General features: G+C 44.6%; 9 protein-coding genes and 1 pseudogene. 6 read left to right on the top strand and 4 right to left on the bottom strand.

Annotated features, from left to right (window positions below; genetic code table 11):
* Positions 1-84: 84 nt before the first annotated feature.
* Complete coding sequence (locus tag QT987_RS27645) at positions 85-1,413, top strand: transposase (RefSeq protein ID WP_333246492.1); 1,329 nt, start codon at positions 85-87, stop codon at positions 1,411-1,413.
* Between the two features lie 737 nt (positions 1,414-2,150).
* On the opposite strand, the pseudogene QT987_RS30070 reads toward QT987_RS27645, so the two are convergent.
* Positions 2,151-2,301, bottom strand: a pseudogene (locus tag QT987_RS30070) (Uma2 family endonuclease); the annotation flags it as partial.
* A gap of 1,212 nt (positions 2,302-3,513) precedes the next feature.
* Between QT987_RS30070 and QT987_RS27640 the strand changes: the two are divergent.
* From QT987_RS27640 to QT987_RS27630, 3 genes are read left to right on the top strand one after another with little or no spacing between them, the layout of a single operon-like run.
* Positions 3,514-10,011, top strand: coding sequence for an amino acid adenylation domain-containing protein (locus tag QT987_RS27640; protein ID WP_333246490.1), 6,498 nt, complete (start codon positions 3,514-3,516; stop codon positions 10,009-10,011).
* On the top strand, positions 10,008-15,122 hold the full coding sequence (locus QT987_RS27635; RefSeq protein ID WP_333246488.1) for an amino acid adenylation domain-containing protein: 5,115 nt from the start codon (positions 10,008-10,010) through the stop codon (positions 15,120-15,122). Before QT987_RS27640 ends, QT987_RS27635 begins: the two co-directional genes overlap by 4 nt.
* A complete protein-coding gene (locus tag QT987_RS27630) occupies positions 15,119-16,426 on the top strand; it encodes an MFS transporter (protein WP_333246486.1) in 1,308 nt (435 codons plus the stop codon). The genes QT987_RS27635 and QT987_RS27630 overlap by 4 nt, the downstream gene beginning before the upstream one ends.
* Before the next feature lie 158 nt (positions 16,427-16,584).
* On the opposite strand, the gene QT987_RS27625 is transcribed toward QT987_RS27630, so the two are convergent.
* A complete protein-coding gene (locus tag QT987_RS27625; RefSeq protein WP_333246484.1) occupies positions 16,585-16,944 on the bottom strand; it encodes a hypothetical protein in 360 nt (119 codons plus the stop codon).
* 225 nt (positions 16,945-17,169) lie between these two features.
* Between QT987_RS27625 and QT987_RS27620 the strand changes: the two genes are divergently transcribed.
* Positions 17,170-17,910 carry a DUF4058 family protein gene (locus QT987_RS27620; RefSeq protein WP_333246483.1) on the top strand — a complete coding sequence of 247 codons (741 nt, stop codon included), beginning with the start codon at positions 17,170-17,172 and terminating at the stop codon, positions 17,908-17,910.
* A 208-nt stretch (positions 17,911-18,118) separates the two neighbouring features.
* Here the strand turns inward: QT987_RS27620 and QT987_RS27615 are convergent, their stop codons facing one another.
* Together QT987_RS27615 and QT987_RS27610 are read right to left on the bottom strand one after the other, a co-directional pair.
* Positions 18,119-19,009: a hypothetical protein gene (locus tag QT987_RS27615; RefSeq protein WP_333246481.1), complete on the bottom strand. Its 891-nt coding sequence runs from the start codon at positions 19,007-19,009 to the stop codon at positions 18,119-18,121.
* Between the two features lie 134 nt (positions 19,010-19,143).
* Positions 19,144-19,395, bottom strand: a complete 252-nt coding sequence (locus tag QT987_RS27610; RefSeq protein WP_333246479.1) for a hypothetical protein — start codon at positions 19,393-19,395, stop codon at positions 19,144-19,146.
* 40 nt (positions 19,396-19,435) lie between these two features.
* Here QT987_RS27610 and QT987_RS27605 point away from each other — a divergent pair, with 40 nt between their 5' ends.
* Complete coding sequence (locus tag QT987_RS27605) at positions 19,436-19,741, top strand: hypothetical protein (RefSeq protein ID WP_333246477.1); 306 nt, start codon at positions 19,436-19,438, stop codon at positions 19,739-19,741.
* The last annotated feature ends 139 nt before the right edge of the window (positions 19,742-19,880 follow it).

Genomic DNA, 19,880 nt, shown 5'->3' with positions numbered 1-19,880 from the left:
CAGTGGTTGATGAAAAATGTTAATCAAATGCTTAAGCTTCGGTGCGCCTACCTTAACGGATCAATATCCGTTTGATGCTCAAAAGTGCAAAACCGGGATGCTCCCGTTCTCGATTGCCTTAATTGTGAAACTCCCCCTTTCAGCAAACCGACTTTAATTAGATTCAGAAATCGCTTAATTAAAAAAGAATTAGACCAACGTTTAATTGACCGCACCGTAGAAATTGCCAAGCAAAAAGGTGGGTTTGGCTCATCTCAACTCAAAGCAGCTTTAGATTCTTCCCCGTTATGGGGAGCTGGTAAAGTCGAAGATACATATAATCTCTTGGGTCATGCTTTGCGTAAAGCAGTGAGTGTGATAGCTGCTGGACAGGGGCGGGAGTCAGCAGAAATTGCCGAGCTAGCTGGTGCACCAATTCTCAATAGTTCCAGCTTAAAAACAGCCTTAGACTTAAACTGGGATGAGCCAGGAGAACGTCAAAACGCACTATCAATCATTCTAAACAGCTTAGATTCCGTAGAAAAATGGATGCAAAGCCAGTCTGGTTGTGATGGGTTTGAAGTCGCCAAAGAGACTCTGGATGTAGCCCGAGTAATTGAATCTCAAAATGTAACTTTTGACTCTCAAGGAGTTCCGAGTTTAAGCAAAGGAGTAGCTAAAGACCGTCGCATTTCTATTGAAGACCCAGATATGCGGCATGGAAGGAAAAGCAGGTCTAAGAAGATAGATGGTTATAAACGCCACATCCTCAAAGATTTAGAGAGTGGTGTGGTTTGTGCTGTGGCATTGACTCGTGCCAATACCCCCGAATCTGCTGCTACCCTTGACCTAGAACGGGACTTGAAATTCCAAAATATTCACCTGACTGAGTTACATATTGACCGGGGTTATTTATCCAGTCATTGGGTTACACAGCGGGATGAAACATTGAAGATATTTTGCAAAGCTTGGCCTGTCAGAAATTCGGGTCGGTTTGATAAAAATTCCTTTTTCCTGGATTGGGAGAAATATTTAATTAGCTGTCCCAATCAGGTCAAAGTCCCATTTGAACCGGGAAAAATTGTGCATTTTCCTCATAGTGAATGTACAATTTGTCCTTTAAGAGCCAACTGCACAAACAGTAAAAAAGGACGGACTGTATCCATTCATCCCGATGAAGCATTAATGCAAGAGTTGCGAGCGCGTCAATCTACTGCCTCTGGTCGTCTTGATTTGAGAAAGCGTACTACTGTTGAACACTCGTTAGCGCATATTGGTCATTGGCAGGGCGATCGTGCTCGGTATGTTGGACAACGAAAAAATCTCTTCGATCTACGTCGAGTCGCTGTTGTCCATAACCTTCACGTCATTGCTCGAATCTCTAAGGTTGCGCCAATTCAACCGGGCATAGAGTTGAATTCCTTGACCGGGTAAATTCATATATCTCTTTTTTTGTCAACTTCTAATACTGTACCGACGCTCTAGGATTCCCCATTCATAAGGGTGCATTGTTTTTCTTTGAAAGTAATAAATAAAGCTTTGTACGGACAAAACCATTGCTTGCTACCGATTGAGAACAGCCATAACCAGTCCCAACAAGCAAAGGCACGAACAGCACAAAAAAGCAGTAATTTGACCGAAAAAGTCAGGCATTTGCAGGATATTTTCAGGTATTTACAGGTAAAGTGCACCCCCTGCAAATACCTGCAAACACCTGACTTTATACTGCAAATACCTGACTTTATACTGCAAATGCCTGACTTTAGCTGACGCAACAATTAGCTATTTTTTAGCGTTTTTAACAAAACTTGAATTGATTTAATAGTCAAGTTGCGACACGAAAGTTGAATAAAAAATCAAATTTCACAAGTGTGAGGAAACTGGCAACACAGCAGCCGTTATACCAGCCTTGACAGTTGCATACATTGCTGTTGTCGGACTCGTGCTTTGCAATTGGCTAAACTGTTGTTGTCTGATAAAGCTTGACAGTCGGGTAAAAATTTACCCCCTGGCCACGAGAGTCCTTGGTTTTTTAGGGAGTGACGGCGATAGCTGGATGCACTGCAAGGTTTGCTAGATTGAGAATACACAATTCTTGTGCGGGAAAGCCAAATTTAGCTGCATCAAGGTTGGGAATGCTGCCTGACGAACTCTACTGATAAACCCAGGGCTTATCCCACTTGCTCTGCATTCAATCCCATTCCCAACAGCCGAGGAATTATCAAAAAGTGCTTGTTGGGTTCTAGAGGCTCGTTCTGCACCTGTCAGCAGCAAATTGCCCTCGGTGTCCCACCACCGCAGCCATAGCATTGTCTGGTTTTGCTAGCTGTCCTGCAACAGTCCTACACAGTTCCCTAAAGTTGTAGGAACCTGAGTTCGATAGATTATGCAAGATCCGACTTTTCCGACTTTACGATCCGACTTTTCCGACTTACAAAGGCAGGGGAGAGGAAGTATTATAGAGATAAGATGCCGTTTCACAACCTGTGGAAGCAATTAATAGACTTTCATAACTTTTGAACGATACAGTTATAATCAGGGTTTAACGCTACAAAAGGGACTTCTACTTAATTACTACCATATTGTTCAGATTGTGCGCGTTCGCACGTCGAGCGTGAAATTACGGCTATTGTTTAGCTCGTAATTTACAGAATAGTGCGTCCATCATTTTTATATCAGTAAATTCCCTATGGATGGAGGGATATAAGGATGTACCAATTATCTCCAGAACTATTTGCTCTCGAAGTGAATGTAAATTGGGGCATTTCTTCTCAACCTTTTTCTACGTTACTCATGTCTAAACAACAAAATGTTGAATTTTTACCTCCCATGACATTTTCTTTACACAAACTTTATTGATTTCCCTTGACAAGCATCTATCCAAAGAATTATCTTAAGTATGTCTATAGATAGATGACAAATAACAAGCTGATGAGTCTAGCTGGCAAAAAGATTAAATTGAATCTATAGGGGGTAGGGGCTCACAAAATCAGATTCTTAGTGTAATCAAGGCATTCAAGAGCGGACGTAGGGTGCAATAGCAACGTCCGGCAATAAATTTCGTACTGAGCCAACTTTTTGAAAGGTACCGAATGATTTGGGAGGACAGTGGGTGCAGTTAGCTGTCTTCCAAGTCAAAGCGAGTGATCTACGAACACAACAGCAATAGCATAATTCACCTATTGCTTAACAAAATTATCCAACAATAGCAACGTTCCCAAATTGGCTGTGATTGGAACTGAAATGAGTATTGATCAGACCCCTGCCAATTGACCACACAAATTATTTAATGACCAGGATTATGACCATTATTAACTACAACGAAAGCATCTATCCGCAAGAAAATCCGAGGTGGTATAAGCTGTATTTTTTGGCATGATTGCCAACGGCTTTGAGCATTGGATAAAGTTTGGTTTTATTAAAAAAAGAACTTCCCGGATCTTCCTGGTAGCCCTTTGTAAGCGCCTTATAATGTAGCAGTACCAGTCCCAATGTAAAGTAATGAAAAAACCCCATAAAAATTCAAAATCTGAGATGAGTGTAGAAATAATTATTTCACAAGAGTTTGAGAAAGATGACCAAAGCCTGTCAATTGTAAATAGAAAATTTCCAGATACTAACACGGGAGAGACCACCTCCTTTTCTCCTCTTTCTTACGGACAGCAAGCTTTATGGTTTCTCTACCAGATGGCTCCAGAAAGCGTGGCATATAATACTTTTAATACCGCGCTCATTTACTCAAGATTAGATATTAAAGCTTGGCGTCGTGCTTGGAAAAAGATTGTAAGTCGTCATCCGATTCTCCGAACTACTTATACGACCAACCAAGGACAACCATTTCAAGTTGTTCATCAGAAGATAAAACTTCCGGCACAAGAAATAGATGCTTTTCAGTGGACGGAAGATAAATTAAAACAGAACATTTTAGTAGAAACAGACCGTGTTTTCAATTTAGAAAAAGAACCAGCATGGCGCGTAACTTTATTTACGCGGTCAGAACGAGAACACATTTTCTTGCTGACTATGCACCACATTGCCACCGATTTGTGGTCTTATGATTTACTTTTTACTGAGCTGCAACTCTGGTATGCAGCCGAAACGGAACAACTTAGCCATCAGCAAGTAGAAGATTCTCTTCCTAAAAATCGGCCCTATGCCAATTTTGTACGTTGGCAGTCCGAAATGCTATCGGGTTCAAAGGCAGAAAAACATTGGGAATACTGGCAAAAGCAACTATCAGGCGATTTGCCAATCCTGAATTTGCCGACAGATCGCCCCCGTCAACCAATCCAGACCTATCGGGGAGAAACGCATCTTTTCGAGCTAAATGAACAATTAATTCAAGGACTGCGAGAGATAGCTAAATCTACTGAAACAAGTCTTTACAGGATTATGTTGGCTGCTTTTTTTGTGTTGCTTTACCGCTACACACATCAAGAAGATATCCTCGTAGGAAGCCCAATGGCTGGTCGGTGGAGTAGAGAAGAGTTTAAAGAAATTGTCGGCTACTTTGCTAGCCCTACCGTTTTGCGAACAATAATAAGGGACAGCCTTACATTCAAAGATTTCTTAGTTCAGGTAAGCACTCAAGTCAAAGAAGCCCAAAAGCATCAGGATTATCCATTTCCACTTTTAGTAGAGAAACTTCAGCCTCAACGAGATCCCAGTCGTTCTCCACTGTTTCAAGTCAGCTTCACTTGGCAAAAGCAACGTTGGTGCGAGCCAGAAACAGGGCTAGGCTTGAAGATGGAGCCATATCCACTCGGCCATCAACGGGGGGCAAGTTTTGACCTGGATGTGATGATGATGGAGATGGGAGAAGTTCTCCTGGCTGGCTGGCAATACAACACGGATCTGTTTGATGGGGCAACTATCACTCGAATGGCGGAACATTACCAGACTTTACTGGAGGCGATCGCACTCAATCCAGAACAGCGGATTTCAGAATTGCCTCTACTGACACCAGCCGAGCGTCACCAATTATTAGTGGAGTGGAACAACACTTGGGCTGAGTATCCGCAGGATAAGTGTATCCATCAGTTGTTTGAAGAACAGGTGGAACGAACACCCGATGCCATAGCAGTGGTGTTTGAAGAAAAACAACTCACCTATCGAGAGTTGAATGTAAAAGCCAATCAACTGGCACATTACCTGCGATCGCTGGGCGTGCGGCCAGAAGTGCTGGTAGGGATTTGTGTAGAACGTTCTCTGGAAATGATAATCGGTTTGTTGGGCATCCTCAAAGCTGGCGGTGCTTACGTTCCGCTCGACCCGAACTATCCGTCTGAGCGCTTGGCTTTCATGCTAGAAGATTCGTCGGTTCCAGTTCTGCTTAGCCAAGAGAAACTACTGGAGAAACTTCCCCAACACTCTGCGTGTGTTGTCTGCTTGGACTCTGAGTGGCAAAAAATTGCTGTTCACAGCAAAGAAAACCCTTCCATCGCAGTGAAGCCAAAAAACTTGGCTTATGTTATCTACACATCAGGGTCTACAGGAAAACCCAAAGGCGTTTTAATCCAACATGAATCGCTAGTCAATTACACAACGGTTGCGAGTGCTGAATATGAAATAGACCAGTACGATCGCATTTTACAATTCTCCTCTATTAGTTTTGATGTCAGTGCCGAAGAAATTTATACCAGCCTAACTTCTGGTGCCACACTTGTATTGCGTACCGATACGATGCTGGACTCCATTGAGGGATTTTTGCAAAAGTGCAAGAATTGGGAAATCACTGTCATGGCTTTGCCGACAGCCTACTGGTACGAACTGACCGCTTTCTTGAGTCAAAAAACGGTGGTATTACCCCCATCATTGCGCTTAATAATCATTGGCGGAGAAAAAGCACTGCCCGAACGACTGAAAACTTGGCTTGGGTGTGTGGAACAGCGAGTTCGTCTGGTGAATAATTACGGCCCGACAGAAGCTACTGTGGGGGCAACGATATATGATTTATCAGTAGCGGACACGACATTGAAGGAGTTGCCGATCGGTCGTCCCCTTGGTAATGTCCAAACCTACATTCTAGATGGGAACAGACAGCCTGTACCCATTGGTATTCCTGGTGAGTTGCACATCGGTGGCGCTGGTTTAGCACGAGGATACCTCAACCGTCCCGATTTGACCGATGAGCGGTTCATCCCCAACCCCTTTAGCAATGAACCGGGTGAACGTCTCTACAAAACTGGCGATTTGGCTCGTTATTTACCAGACGGCAACATTGAATTTATCGGTCGCATTGACAATCAGGTGAAAATTCGCGGTTTTCGCATTGAATTAGGCGAAATTGAAACGGCTATCTCTCAACATCCGTTAGTCAAAGAAGCAGTAGTCATCGCCACCGAAAATAACACAGGCAACAAACAAATAGTAGCTTATATTTCCCTCCCAACAGAAGTAACGCCCAACATTAGCGACCTGCGTCATTTCCTCAAACAGAAACTTCCAGACTACATGATACCAGCAGCATTCGTTATGCTGGATAACCTACCCCTAACCCCAACTGGTAAAGTAGACCGTCGCGCCCTACCCTCACCCGAATTACGACCAGACTTGGAACTCACTTTTGTCTCCCCTCGCACTCCTATCGAGGAGATACTAGCTAGTATCTGGGCTTGTGTCCTAGGTATTGAGCAAGTGGGCGTTCACGATAATTTCTTTGAACTCGGTGGACATTCCTTACTAGCGACTCAAGTTATATCGAGGGTGTGCGATACGATGTCCGTCGAATTACCATTACGCAGTTTGTTTGAAGCTCCCACGATTGCCGAATTAGCTTCGCGGGTTGAGATAGCGCTCAAAAACGGAAAATCTGTAGAAGCTCTGCCTCTTCTACCAATTCCAAGGTCAGAGTCCATCCCATTATCTTTCGCTCAAACGAGGTTGTGGTTCCTCGATCGATTACAGCCATACAGTGCATTCTACAACATCCCGCTGGCGTTACGTCTTTTCGGTCAGCTCAATATAGCGGCGCTACAGAGTAGCATCAATGCAATTATCCAGCGGCATGAAGCGTTACGCACCAACTTTGCAATAGTAGGAGATCAACCCGTTCAAGTTATTGCCTCAACTCTTAATTTTCAACTAGAAGTTGTGAACTTGTTGCACCTCTCTGAGAGCCAACGAGAAATTAAAGCGAAACGATTAGCTACGGTTGAAGCGAATCGACCTTTTAACCTGGAGCAAGAGCCTTTACTCCGAGGTACGGTGCTACAGCTAGGTGAAACAGAGTACCTCTTGCTGCTCACCATGCACCACATTATTTCTGATGGTTGGTCGCTGGGCGTATTTATAAGAGAACTAACAGAACTTTACCAAGCTTTCTGTACAGGAAAGCCTCCAGTTTTACCAGAGTTACCAGTACAATATGCCGACTTTGCCCTTTGGCAGCGGCAGTGGCTAACTGGAGAAATACTAGAAACCCAGCTTGACTACTGGAAGGAACAACTCAAGAACGCTCCGAATTTATTAGAATTGCCCACAGACCGACCGCGACCGCCTGTTCAAACCTTCCGGGGAGGATATTACCATGCAGTTCTTCCCCAGGAATTGAGCGCGGAACTTACCACGTTGAGTAAGCGAGCGGGAGTCACTATGTTTATGACGCTTTTGGCAGCGTTTCAAACATTGCTATACCGATACTCAGGGCAAGATGACATCGTAGTGGGGACGCCTGTAGCTGGTCGCAACCGACAGGAAATCGAACGACTAATCGGCTTTTTTGTCAACACCTTAGTGTTGCGTACTGACCTCAGCGATAACCCCACTTTTGAGCAGTTACTCAATCGAGTCCGGGAAGTCGCGCTGCAAGCTTACGCTAATCAATATCTACCCTTTGAGCAGTTGGTAGAAGCATTACAACCAACGCGAGACTTAAGCTACACGCCTTTGTTTCAGGTGATGTTTGCTCTAGACAACGCTTTAGTGCCTTTTGTGGAACTACCTGATTTAACGGCAAGCTCATATTCAGTAGAAATCGGCACAGCCAAGTTTGATTTGACCCTATCAATGGAGAATACTGTTGATGGATTGGTAGGAGTATGGGAATACAATGCTGACCTGTTTAATGAGGTCACTATTGCTCGGATAGCCGGACATTTCCAAACTTTACTGGAAGCGATCGCAGTCAATCCTATTCAACCAATTTCAGAATTGCCCCTACTGACACAACGAGAGCGCTACCAGCTATTAATTGAGGGGAATAATACAACGATTGACTATCCCCAGGATAAGTGTATCCATCAGTTATTTGAAGAGCAGGTGGCTCTAACACCTGATGCGGTGGCACTGGTATTTAAAGGGGAACAACTCACATATGGGGAATTAAACCGACGCGCCAACAAATTAGCTCACTACCTGCAAAGCTTGGGAGTTGGGCCAGAAGTTCTGGTGGGCATCTGCGTCGAGCGTTCCTTCGACATGATAGTAGGACTTTTAGGCATCCTCAAAGCAGGTGGTGCTTATGTCCCTATAGACCCCGCCTATCCAACAGATCGCATCGCTTATATGCTCGATGATTCACGACTGCCAGTTCTATTGACTCAGAAACAACTGGCCGCCTCTTTACCAGAACATCAAGCATGGGTAGTTTGCTTAGATTCTGATTGGCAAGAAATCTCTACTGTAAGTGGGCTTCTTCCCATCACTGACTTGACACCGGAGAACTTGGCTTATGTGATTTACACCTCTGGCTCAACCGGAAAGCCCAAAGGGGTTAAAGTTGCTCATCGAGGATTGTGCAATCTAGTTCAAACACAAATCAAGCTATTTGATGTCCAGCCAGATAGCCGGGTTCTCCAGTTTGCTTCCATTAGTTTTGACGCTTCTATATGGGAAATTATTATGGCTCTTTGTACGGGGGGGCACTTATATCTTGGAACGCAGGAAGAATTGCAACCGGGACCAGCATTGCTTCAGCTATTGCAAGAGCAAAAAATTACCCATGCTAACCTTGTGCCATCTGTGCTTGCGGCTTTGCCGGATGACGAGTTACCCGCTTTACAGAATATTGTCGTAGGAGGAGAGGAGTGTCCTTCTTTTTTGGTTGAGCGATGGGCAAAAGGACGGCGTTTTTTTAATCTCTACGGCCCAACTGAATCTACTGTCTGTGCTACTATTTCACAATGCTTTAAAGGTACAGGACTGCCCTCAATTGGACGACCGCTCGCCAACATCCAAATCTATATTCTCGATCGCCATAAACAACCCGTTCCCATCGGGGTTTCCGGAGAACTTCACATTGCTGGTTTAGGGTTAGCACGAGGCTACCTCAACCGTCCTGAGTTGACCCAAGAGAAATTTATTCCCAACCCTTTCAGCCATGAACTGGGTTCGCGGCTTTACAAAACAGGGGATTTGGCTCGCTACCTTCCAGACGGCAACATCGAATACCTCGGTCGTATCGACAACCAAGTAAAAATTCGAGGCTTCCGCATAGAATTAGGCGAAATTGAAGCAATATTGAACCAGCATCCCGGTGTAAGAGAGACTACGGTTATCGCCAAAGATTTCGTTGCAGGTGATAAGCAATTAGTGGCTTATGTTGTTGCACAACAGGAAGGATCACCCACAATTACTGACCTGCGCGACTTCCTCAAACAAAAACTGCCCAATTACATGGTGCCGGGTGCTTTTGTTGTGCTGGAGGCACTACCACTAACACCGAATGGCAAAGTAGACCGCAAATCATTGCCAGCACCCGATCTCAATAGTTTGATTCAAAAAGCAGATTTTGTAGCTCCTCGCACTCCTACAGAAGAATTACTAGCGTCCATCTGGGCTAAGGTTTTGGGAGTAGAGAAAGTGAGTATAAATGACAACTTTTTTGAATCAGGTGGGCATTCTTTACTGGCGACTCAACTACTCTCAAAAGTGAGTCATACCTTTGGACTAAATCTGCCTTTATCGAAATTGTTTGAAGCTCCAACTGTAGCGGATATTTCTAGCTACATTGAAGCAATTACTTGGGCAACTCAAAATATCGAAACGACGAGCAACACAACTATTAATAACCGAGAAGAGGTGGAATTTTGATAAATACAATTGAGTTTATTAATAATCTACGCAAGCTGGATATCAACCTATTTATGGAAGGCGATCGCCTGCGTTGCAACGCTCCTGAAGGTACTCTCACCCCTGCTCTCAAGTCAGAAATTAATGGGCGTAAAGCAGAGATAATCTCCTTTTTGCACCAAGCCAATAATCAGAAGAATGCCAGTACGCTCGCTCCTATATCCCGAACCGAAAACAACACTTTCCCTCTTTCTTTTGCCCAACAGCGTCTTTGGTTTCTAAACCAATTGCAGCCGAACAGCGCCTTCTATAATATTCCTCTTGGCTTGCATTTTAGCGGTCAACTCAATATTACGGCTTTAGAGTCAAGCTTGCAATTACTCATCAATCGCCATGAAATTTTACGCACTAACTTTATTGCTGTAGATGGAGAACCCGTTCAGGCGATCGCTGTCACTAGAGATTTTACGCTGCCAGTCGTGGATTTTCGTCCTCTGCCAGCAAGTGAACGAGAGATTGAATATGAGAAATTAGCTTCTCAGTCAGTAATGTATGTGTTTAATCTCGCCCAAGAGCCTCTACTCCGAGCACAGTTAGTTCAGCTTACTCCAACAGAAAATGTTCTACTGCTAACAGTCCACCACATTATCTTTGATGGTTGGTCTGTCAATATCTTTGTTCAAGAGTTAACCGCAATTTACTCAGCTTTAGTTGAGCATCATGCACCAACTCTGCCTGAAATCCATCTTCAGTATGTAGACTTTGCTGTGTGGCAACAGCAGTGGTTACAGGGAGAAGTTTTACAGTCTCAACTCGCTTACTGGCAGCAAAAACTAGCAGGGATGCCAGCGCTGTTAGAATTGCCAACCGACCGTCCCCGACCTGCTGTACAATCTTTTCGCGGAGAAACTCAAGTTTTTACCCTTGAGCAAGATATCAGTGAAGCACTCGTAAATTTGAGTCAGCAGCAGGGGGTCACGCTCTTTATGTTGCTCCTCACAGCATTTAAAATATTACTTTATCGCTACACTAATCACCCCGATATTGTTGTTGGTTCGAGCGTTGCTAATCGTCAGTACCCTCAACTTCAAGGAATGATTGGATTTTTTGTTAATAATTTAGTGCTGCGTACAGATTTATCAGAAAACCCTACCTTTCTTCATTTATTACAACAAGTTAGACAAGTTGTTTTAGAAGCTTACGATCATCAAGACTTACCGTTTGATAAGTTAGTAGAAGCACTACACCCAGAGCGTCACTTAAGCTACTCGCCCTTGTTTCAAATAAGTTTCGATCTGGAGCATGAATCAACGTCTGACATTACTCTCAAAGATTTAAAACTTAACATATCTGAACCAGGAAGCAATGATACGTCTAAATTGGATTTAAGCTTATCTTTACAGAAAACCAAGCAGGGATTAACAGGAGCTTTTGAATATAGTACAGACCTCTTTGATACCACAACCATTGCTCGAATGATAGAGCATTGGCAAACGCTATTGGCAGGTATTGTAGCCAATCCAGAACAAAGGCTATCAGATTTACCAATTTTGACAGCAATTGAACAATCCAAGTTATTAGTGGAGTGGAATCAAACTCAACAAGACTATCCTCAGAATCTATGTATTCATCAATTATTTGAAGTGCAGGTAGAACAAACACCAGATGCAGTAGCAGTAATCTTTAAAGAGGAGCAGCTAACCTACCGAGAACTAAATGCCAAAGCTAACCAATTAGCACACCATTTACAAGCACTGGGGGTAAAACCAGAAACACTGGTTGCCATCTGTGTCGAGCGTTCTCTGGAGATGATAGTAGGACTTCTGGGGATTCTCAAAGCTGGGGGCGCATACGTTCCACTCGATGCCGCATACCCGTCTGAGCGGTTGGTTTTCATGCTAGAAGACTCGGCTGCACCAGTGTTGCTGACTCAACAACGATTAATTGACAGACTGACCCAGCATGAAGCACAGATAGTCTGCCTGGATACACAATGGGAGGCGATCGCCCAACACAGCGAAGAAAACACTGCCTGCGGCGTAAATGCCGAGAACTTAGCCTATGTTATTTATACATCTGGCTCTACTGGAAAACCAAAGGGAGTTACTATCCAGCATCGATCTTTGGTAAACTATACCACTGCCGTCAATATTGAGTATGAGATAGAGAAGTGCGATCGGATTCTCCAATTCTCCTCAATTAGTTTTGATGTTAGCGCTGAAGAAATCTATACCAGTTTGACATCGGGTGCCACGCTTGTCTTGCGTACTGATTCCATGCTGGACTCCATTGAGGGATTTTTGCAAAAGTGCAAGAATTGGGAAATCACTGTAATGGCTTTGCCAACAGCCTACTGGCACGAACTGACTGCTTTATTGAGTCAAAAAACGGTGGCATTACCCCCATCATTGCGCTTAATAATCATTGGCGGAGAAAAAGCACTGCCCGAACGACTGAAAACTTGGCTTGAGTGTGTGGGAGAGCGAGTGCGTCTGGTGAATAATTACGGCCCGACAGAAGCTACTGTGGGAGCAACGATATATGATTTATCGGTAGCGGACACGACATTGAAGGAGTTGCCGATCGGTCGTCCCCTTGGTAATGTCAAGACCTACATTTTAGATGGGAACAGGCAGCCTTTACCCATTGGCGTTCCTGGTGAGTTGCACATCGGTGGCGCTGGTTTAGCACGAGGATACCTCAACCGTCCCGATTTGACCGATGAGCGGTTCATTCGCAATCCCTTTAGTAATCAACCGGGTGAAAGTGTCTACAAAACTGGCGATTTGGCTCGCTACCTGAGCGATGGCAATATCGAATACTTAGGTCGGATAGATGACCAAGTGAAGATTCGCGGATTCCGCATCGAACTCGGAGAAATTGAGGCTGTACTGGCAAAACATCCAAACGTGCGCTCAGTGACAGTCATTGACCGAGAAGATGCCCCTGGAAACAAGCGCCTCGTAGCTTATCTAGTCTCTAACCTTATTCCAGAACGTGTCCCTTATCACAGTGAATGCCAACTAGAACTAAACGGTAACGCCATCACAATCCACACACAGGATATCTCCACTGGCGGCGTTGGTTTGGTGGGGGTGCCAGCTATCGAGCGAGGTAAGAGCGTCCGCGTGCAGATGCAACTACCCGGAGAGAGCGAACCGCGCTGGCTTTCTGGGATAGTAGTTTGGTCACGTCTACCACAGGCTGGGATTCGCTTTCATCTTACACCCAGCGAACAGGCTCAAATCGAGCAAAGCGTAGATTATCAGTTGGACTCTCAAGACTTGTGGAAAACTTTGCAGCGCACTGTAACTCGCAACCTGCGCCACTACCTGAAACAAAAGCTACCTGATTACATGATACCGACCGCGTTTGTGCTGATGAAAGCGCTGCCGCTGACACCCAACGGCAAAATAGACCGTCGCGCCTTACCCGCACCAGATAACTTTCACAACGAACAGGAAGACCAATTTGTCGGTCCTGGCACTCCGACTGAAGCAAAAATGGCTGCTATCTGGGCTGAAGTCCTGGGATTAAAAAGAGTTAGTATCAACGATAACTTCTTTGAATTGGGTGGGCACTCCCTACTGGCAGCTCAAATTATCTCTCGCATGGGGCAAGCTTTTGCGATCGAACTTCCCCTACGCCATTTATTTGAAGCACCTACCATCGCTTCCCTGTGCAAGATACTAGAAACTGAGTATACTACGACACTACAAGAACTATCGGACTATAGCATTGCATCCCAGAGCTTCCTACCTCTTGTCCCTACAACGAGAAAAGGACATCTGCCACTTTCTATCCAGCAAGAGTATATCTGGCACGTTCAGCAATTAAATCCTCACAGTTGTAGCTGCAACAGTGGTGTTGCTTTACGGTTGACTTTCAAAGTTTCTTCAGAAGCATTGGAAAAAAGCATCAACGAAATTATCCGCCGCCACGAAAGCTTGCGGACTACTTTTCCTGTGGTGGACGGTCAACCCGTGCAGGCGATCGCCCCAGAATTGATTCTACCCTTAAAGATAGTGGACTTACAAAACATACCTTTGGCAAAGCGAGAAACTGAAGCTCTTCATTTTTCTCAACGACAGATGAACTACCACTTTGACCTAGCTAATGGCCCGTTGATTAAGACCACCTTGGTGCGGTTGTCTTCAGAAGAGCATTGGCTACTAATGCCGATGCACCATATCATTACGGATGGCTGGTCTGTTGGTCTCTTTGTGGAAGAGTTAGAAACACTTTATACAGCTTTCTCAAAAAGTTTACCTTCACCCCTTCCTGAAATGCCGTTGCAGTACGCTGACTTTACTCTCTGGCAGCGGCAGCGGTTTAATGAAGAAGCCTTGGCTCGGCAGCTTAATTATTGGCTGCAAAAACTGGCTGCTCCTTTACAAACGCAAGAATATCTGCCGGAGCGAGAACTAAAGCCCAATCCTAACAGCGGTCGCGCCTCTTCTTACTCTCTAGTCTTGAGAGAAAATTTTGTCGCATCCCTCGAAGACCTCAGCCGGTCTCAAAGTGTTACTATCTCTACCATCATCATTGCAGCGCTGAAGCTTCTCTTGTTCAAATGGAGCGGGCAAAGCGAAATTATGATAGTGGCGACCATTGGCAATCGCAGCACTCCAGAAATTGAAAAGATGCTCGGTTGCTTTATCAATGATGTGATATTACGATCGCAAATTGACGACGAACAAACAGGAGCCGCTTTTTTAGAGCAGGTTAAACAAAGTCTCAATGAAGCGATAGCCAACAAGGAGATTCCTTTACAACAAGTCATTGAAGCTGTCAAAAGCCAAAGAAAACTGACCCTTTCAGCGAGCGTTACAATAGTTCCTCCTGTAGAGGGTTCTGACGGGAGGTTTGTATCTGAAATTGCATTAGGTTCGGACAAAGACCAACTGTGGGATGAGGAAATTCCCCTAGAACTTTATATTTCTTCATCTTCAGAGGAATCTAAAAGTATGGAAATTTATGTTTTTTACAGCACAGATTTGTTTGGCAGCGAAACTATCGAGCAGATGTTTAACTGCTACCAGGAAATTCTGCAAAAGCTGGCTGAGTCACCACAAATGAAGATTGCTGCGTTTGAGGGCTTTCAAGAAAAAAATCGAGAAGCTGCCAAATGACAAAATTTATTGCATTCCGTCAAATGCGCGTTTTTCTTCTTGTCTGGTTTGGACAACTGGTATCCCTCATCGGGTCGGGTCTGACGAGCTTTGCTCTGGGAGTGTGGGTGTATCAGCGTACAGGTTCAGTGACCCAATTCTCTCTGATTTTGCTATCGGCTATGCTGCCCAGTATCCTGATTTCCCCGGTAGCGGGTGCCTTAGTTGACCGATGGAACCGACGCTGGTGCATGATTCTGTCAGATTCCGGCGCCGGGATAACTACGGTGGCGATGGCTCTATTACTCACCACCGGAAACCTTGAAATTTGGCACATCTACCTCGCCGTCAGCCTCAGTTCTGTCTGCAAAGCGTTTCAGTTGCCCGCTTACACAGCTTCGACCTCTTCATTAGTACCGAAAGAATTTCTCCCTCGTGCGAGTGGAATGGTTCAATCAGCAGAAGCGTGCGCCCAGCTAATTTCACCGCTGTTGGCAGGAGTTTTGCTAGGAATTATTCAACTTGAAGGTGTTATTTTAATTGATTTTGCCACCTTCCTGTTTGCCCTCACCACCCTATTGTTCGTTCGCTTTCCTGACGCTAAAACTGCTGCCGTTCCAGTTGATGGAAAAGCGTCTCTCTGGCGCGAGGCAGTTGAAGGCTGTACTTATATTTTTGTTCGCCCCGGGCTTTTAGCACTGCTAATTATATTCGCCCTCAATAACTTTGTTCTAGGAATGGTGGAGGTTTTATTCACGCCATTGGTACTTTCCTTTACTTCTGTCACCGTTCTCGGAACTATTCAATCCATCGGCGGTGCGGGGATGCTGCTGGGTAGTGTAGTTATGAGTATTTGGGGAGGTCCCAGAACTTTAATTCGTGGCGTATTTGGTTTTGCCTTTCTCAGTCAACTGTGCATTTTAGCATTGGGATTATGCGCCGATGCCGCCCTTTTTGCTCTGGCTTTCTTCTTGTTTTTCTTCAGCTTACCTTTCATCAATGGCTGGTGCGATGCCATCTTACTCCGAAAAGTGGCTCCCGATATTCAAGGCCGAGTCTTTGCCACAATTAATATGATTTGTTTCTCGTGCATCCCCCTCGCCTATGTTGTGGCTGGCCCTCTAGCCGAACGAATCTTTGAACCTCTAATGGCGACTGATGGTTTATTAGCTGGAAGCATCGGTCAAATCATTGGCGTGGGGCCGGGTCGCGGTATTGGCTTGCTATTTATTACGATGGAAATTCTAGCTATAGGGGTAACAGTTGCAGTTTACCGATATCCGCGCTTGCGGTTTGTGGAACGCGAATTACCAGATGCGATTTAGGGCTTGGGGAAAGCTGTGAGTGTATCGGTGTTGATTCTCAGCCGGCGCGATAGCTTCACCAATTCCTGTGGGTGATGGTTGCGATCGCCAATTATGCGCTCGGCGAGGAGTAATGATGCCTCAGTCGTGCCGGTTGAAACGGCTGAGTCCCCACCGCCTCATTTATAAGGACTTACGCTATCAAGCTTAAGAAGGTTTCCATCCATTGAGAACTGAACGGCAGAATTTGGTGGTCGATTGGTAATAGTTGCAGTAACAACAGTCACATAGGGCTGGAGTGAAGTGTTGGCTTGAGATAAAGTGATTTTTGGGACAAGTAACTTAACCTGAAATTGAAGAGAAGCAGTCGATCGCACCGTAATAGGAGGCGGTGAAATATCCTCAACTTCTACGGTATAAATTCCAGCATTAGCGATCGGAATGTTTGATTTATATTGATATTCATAATTGATATTAGTGACCGTTGTATCTATTCCTACTTCAATACCGTTTAATTTAAAGCGAACATCGGTATTCATATTGCTATCGACAAGCTAGCGAACTGTTATTGTTGTAGGATTGTGAGAAATTCTAAAATTTATTCAGCAACAGAATTTGTAATTATAATTGATATTTTCAAAGTTCTGTAAATTTGAGAAATGTGGGATTGTTTTATCGACAAAACTCTAAGTATGTAAGAGTTATTAGTGCAGCCAATCAACAATTATGTCATAATGAGTTTTGTACAGAACAGAAATATTCCTATGAAACTGCATTTTCCAGGAATGAATCCTTATCTTGAAAATCCTACTTTGTGGTCAGAAGTTCACTCCTGGCTGATTATCGAGTTGGCCCGATCGCTTAATCCCTCACTCATACCCAAGTACCGAGCTGCTGTAGAGAAACGGGTTTACATGGATTCTCTACTGGTCGGTATTCCAGATGCCTCGGTTTTTCAACAAAACCCTGAAACATCGAGAGCCCCGAATCGTGTAACAACTGGGGTTTTAACTAAACCAATTCGAGTAACATTGCCCCTGACTGAAGAAATCACAGAACGCTATCTAGAGATTCGGGAGGTCAAGACTGGGAAGGTGGTAACGGTTGTAGAAGTTCTTTCACCCAAGAATAAAAAAGTGGGTGAAGGTCGAGACAAATACCTAACCAAGCGACAAAAAGTTCTCAACAGTGCTACTCATTTGGTTGAAATCGATCTGCTGAGAACGGGAAACTTTATGCCAATGACAGAAGGGATTCTCACGGACTACCGGATTCTAGTCAGTCGCGCTAATCTCCGTCCTGAAGCTGAACTTTACCCGTTTAATGTCACCGAATCGATTCCCCAATTCTTGTTTCCTTTGCAGCCACCAGATGAAGAACCTGTTGTGAATTTAGCTGAGATTTTGGAACAGGTTTATCAGGAGGCGGCTCTAGATTTGGCAATCGATTATTCCGTACAGCCCGTCCCACCGCTGAGTGAGAGTGACTTTCTTTTTGTGCAGTAAGAAAGCAGAATCATCGGAAAGCTAACGCTTTTCGACGCTGTTGTGCTTTTGCAGCCCGCTGTGCGGCATCCGCTTCCTCGCTAGCCTGGTTATCGCTATAGCTTTTTCGAGCTTTTTCAATTTACGAAAGTTGCTTAAATTCACTTGTGAATTTTCTTAGTAATAGCAAGCTGTTGGTTGTGAAAGTTTCCTTCTCAATGGCCGACTGTTAATATCCTGATTGAAGCAGCGCTCCAGAAAGCAAATCTGTTACTTTGAGTGTAACAGCCCACTGGTTTAAGTAAGCGAGATCGAGTCGTTCCCCTTGCACCTTCAAAACTCCCAACACATCTCTCCACTGTTTTTGAGAACCGCCAGGAATTAGTTTGTACCAACTGAGTTTTTGCAGGACGATATCTTCGGGCGAGTAGATGTAAATTCCCTCTTCTTGTAAGCCGCTAACAGGATGAAGTTGGCGGCGGCTCATCACCGAAGCGGAAAAAGGGTCGTTGCTGCCCATCACAAAAATGTCTGCTTTCTCCATAGAAGGTAAATAGATGACATTGAAAGATGATTCGCGGGGTGCTGCTTTTGACTTGGTAATCGCTTCAGTCACAGCCGAATCGCTGATGTAAAACTCACCTGACATGGCATCAATTAACCTCTGTGCTGTTCGCGATTCCAGGTCAATCACTAAGTCCAAATCTTGCGTAGATCTGTTTTCTCCCAACAGCGAACTTGCCACCGAACCTCCCACCACATAGGGAATATTCAGCGGTAGCAAGATGCTGGCTATTTTTTGCGCTAATTCGATCGGATCTGCAATCACGAGTTCACCCCAATCTTTACTGTCTGATAAAACTTCTATCCACTCAGCACCCAAGCACCTTTTAATAAATTCTTGCCGAACTTTTGCCTCAGTAGCATTGGGATACTGGTTCTTTATTCCAGATATTGCCAGCCTTCGCACCGCTTGATTGAAAGCGCAAGTCCGTTGTACTTTTTGTTGGGGCGTTAACTGCCGCAATAGCTGAAACATCAACACGTCAGCCTCAATGCTGGTATCGATTGATTGTGGCTTGTATCCTGACTTAACTGTGACTGTTGGTATTGGCGGCATGATGCAATGGAGATCGAGGGTATAGATTCCACAATTGTATTACAAAGTAAAAGTTTTTCATGCCGTGCAAAAAAAGTGATATCTTTGATGTACGAACTGGTGCAACAACAGGTATATGCGATCGCAAGACGTAATTAATTTAATTTCTGTTCTAAATTAAAAGAAATTCCACAAACTGCATTTTCGATGTTCTCCTGTGAAGGCGTCCGTATTTCAAATCCATGCTTCTTGTACCATTTGACAAGGTTCGGATTGTTGTTGATGTTTTCTTGAGTTAGAGAACCGCAGATTCGCCTAATTCCCCGCTGACGAGCTTTCTTTATCGCAAACTGCACTACTGTGAGTTCCCAGCCCCCTGCGACGGTAATCGATTGATTTGGGTTCAACTAGCAGCCTCAAAAGAGCTGCCCCTAAGTGTTCTGGAGTGTGAATTACATCGTCGCGAATCAAGATATCGCCTATCACCAATTTATCGGGCGGATACAAAACGCATTGAAGCATACCAATTGCGGTGTTGCGGTACAGGAGTTTGGCAGTGAAATATTGGTCTTCGTCCGGGTCTACTTGCAGTCGGTATTCTCGTCTGCAGGCGATCGCGAACCATCATTCGAGCGATGTTTTTCGATGAACTTTCCAACATTATTTATTTTTAGAGTCCCTGAACCGATTATCCCTCACCTCGGATGCGATCGCCTTTTCTTTCTCTTTGACCCCGTTCACCCGCCGCATTAAGAAATACCCCCGACGGATGCAGTAATGCAGTATTTGTGGCAAACTCTCAGGTGTCGGGTCGGTATAGAACCCATTTGACATCTTTTCTTAAAAAATAAGGCAGACAAACAAGTCGTCTCACATAACTCAATAGCCACAA

It is taken from the genome of Microcoleus sp. SVA1B4 (assembly GCF_036700545.1).
GTDB lineage: Bacteria > Cyanobacteriota > Cyanobacteriia > Cyanobacteriales > Microcoleaceae > Microcoleus.
The sequence above is the reverse complement of the archived record's forward strand: the minus strand, read 5'-3'. Positions and strand labels throughout refer to the sequence as shown.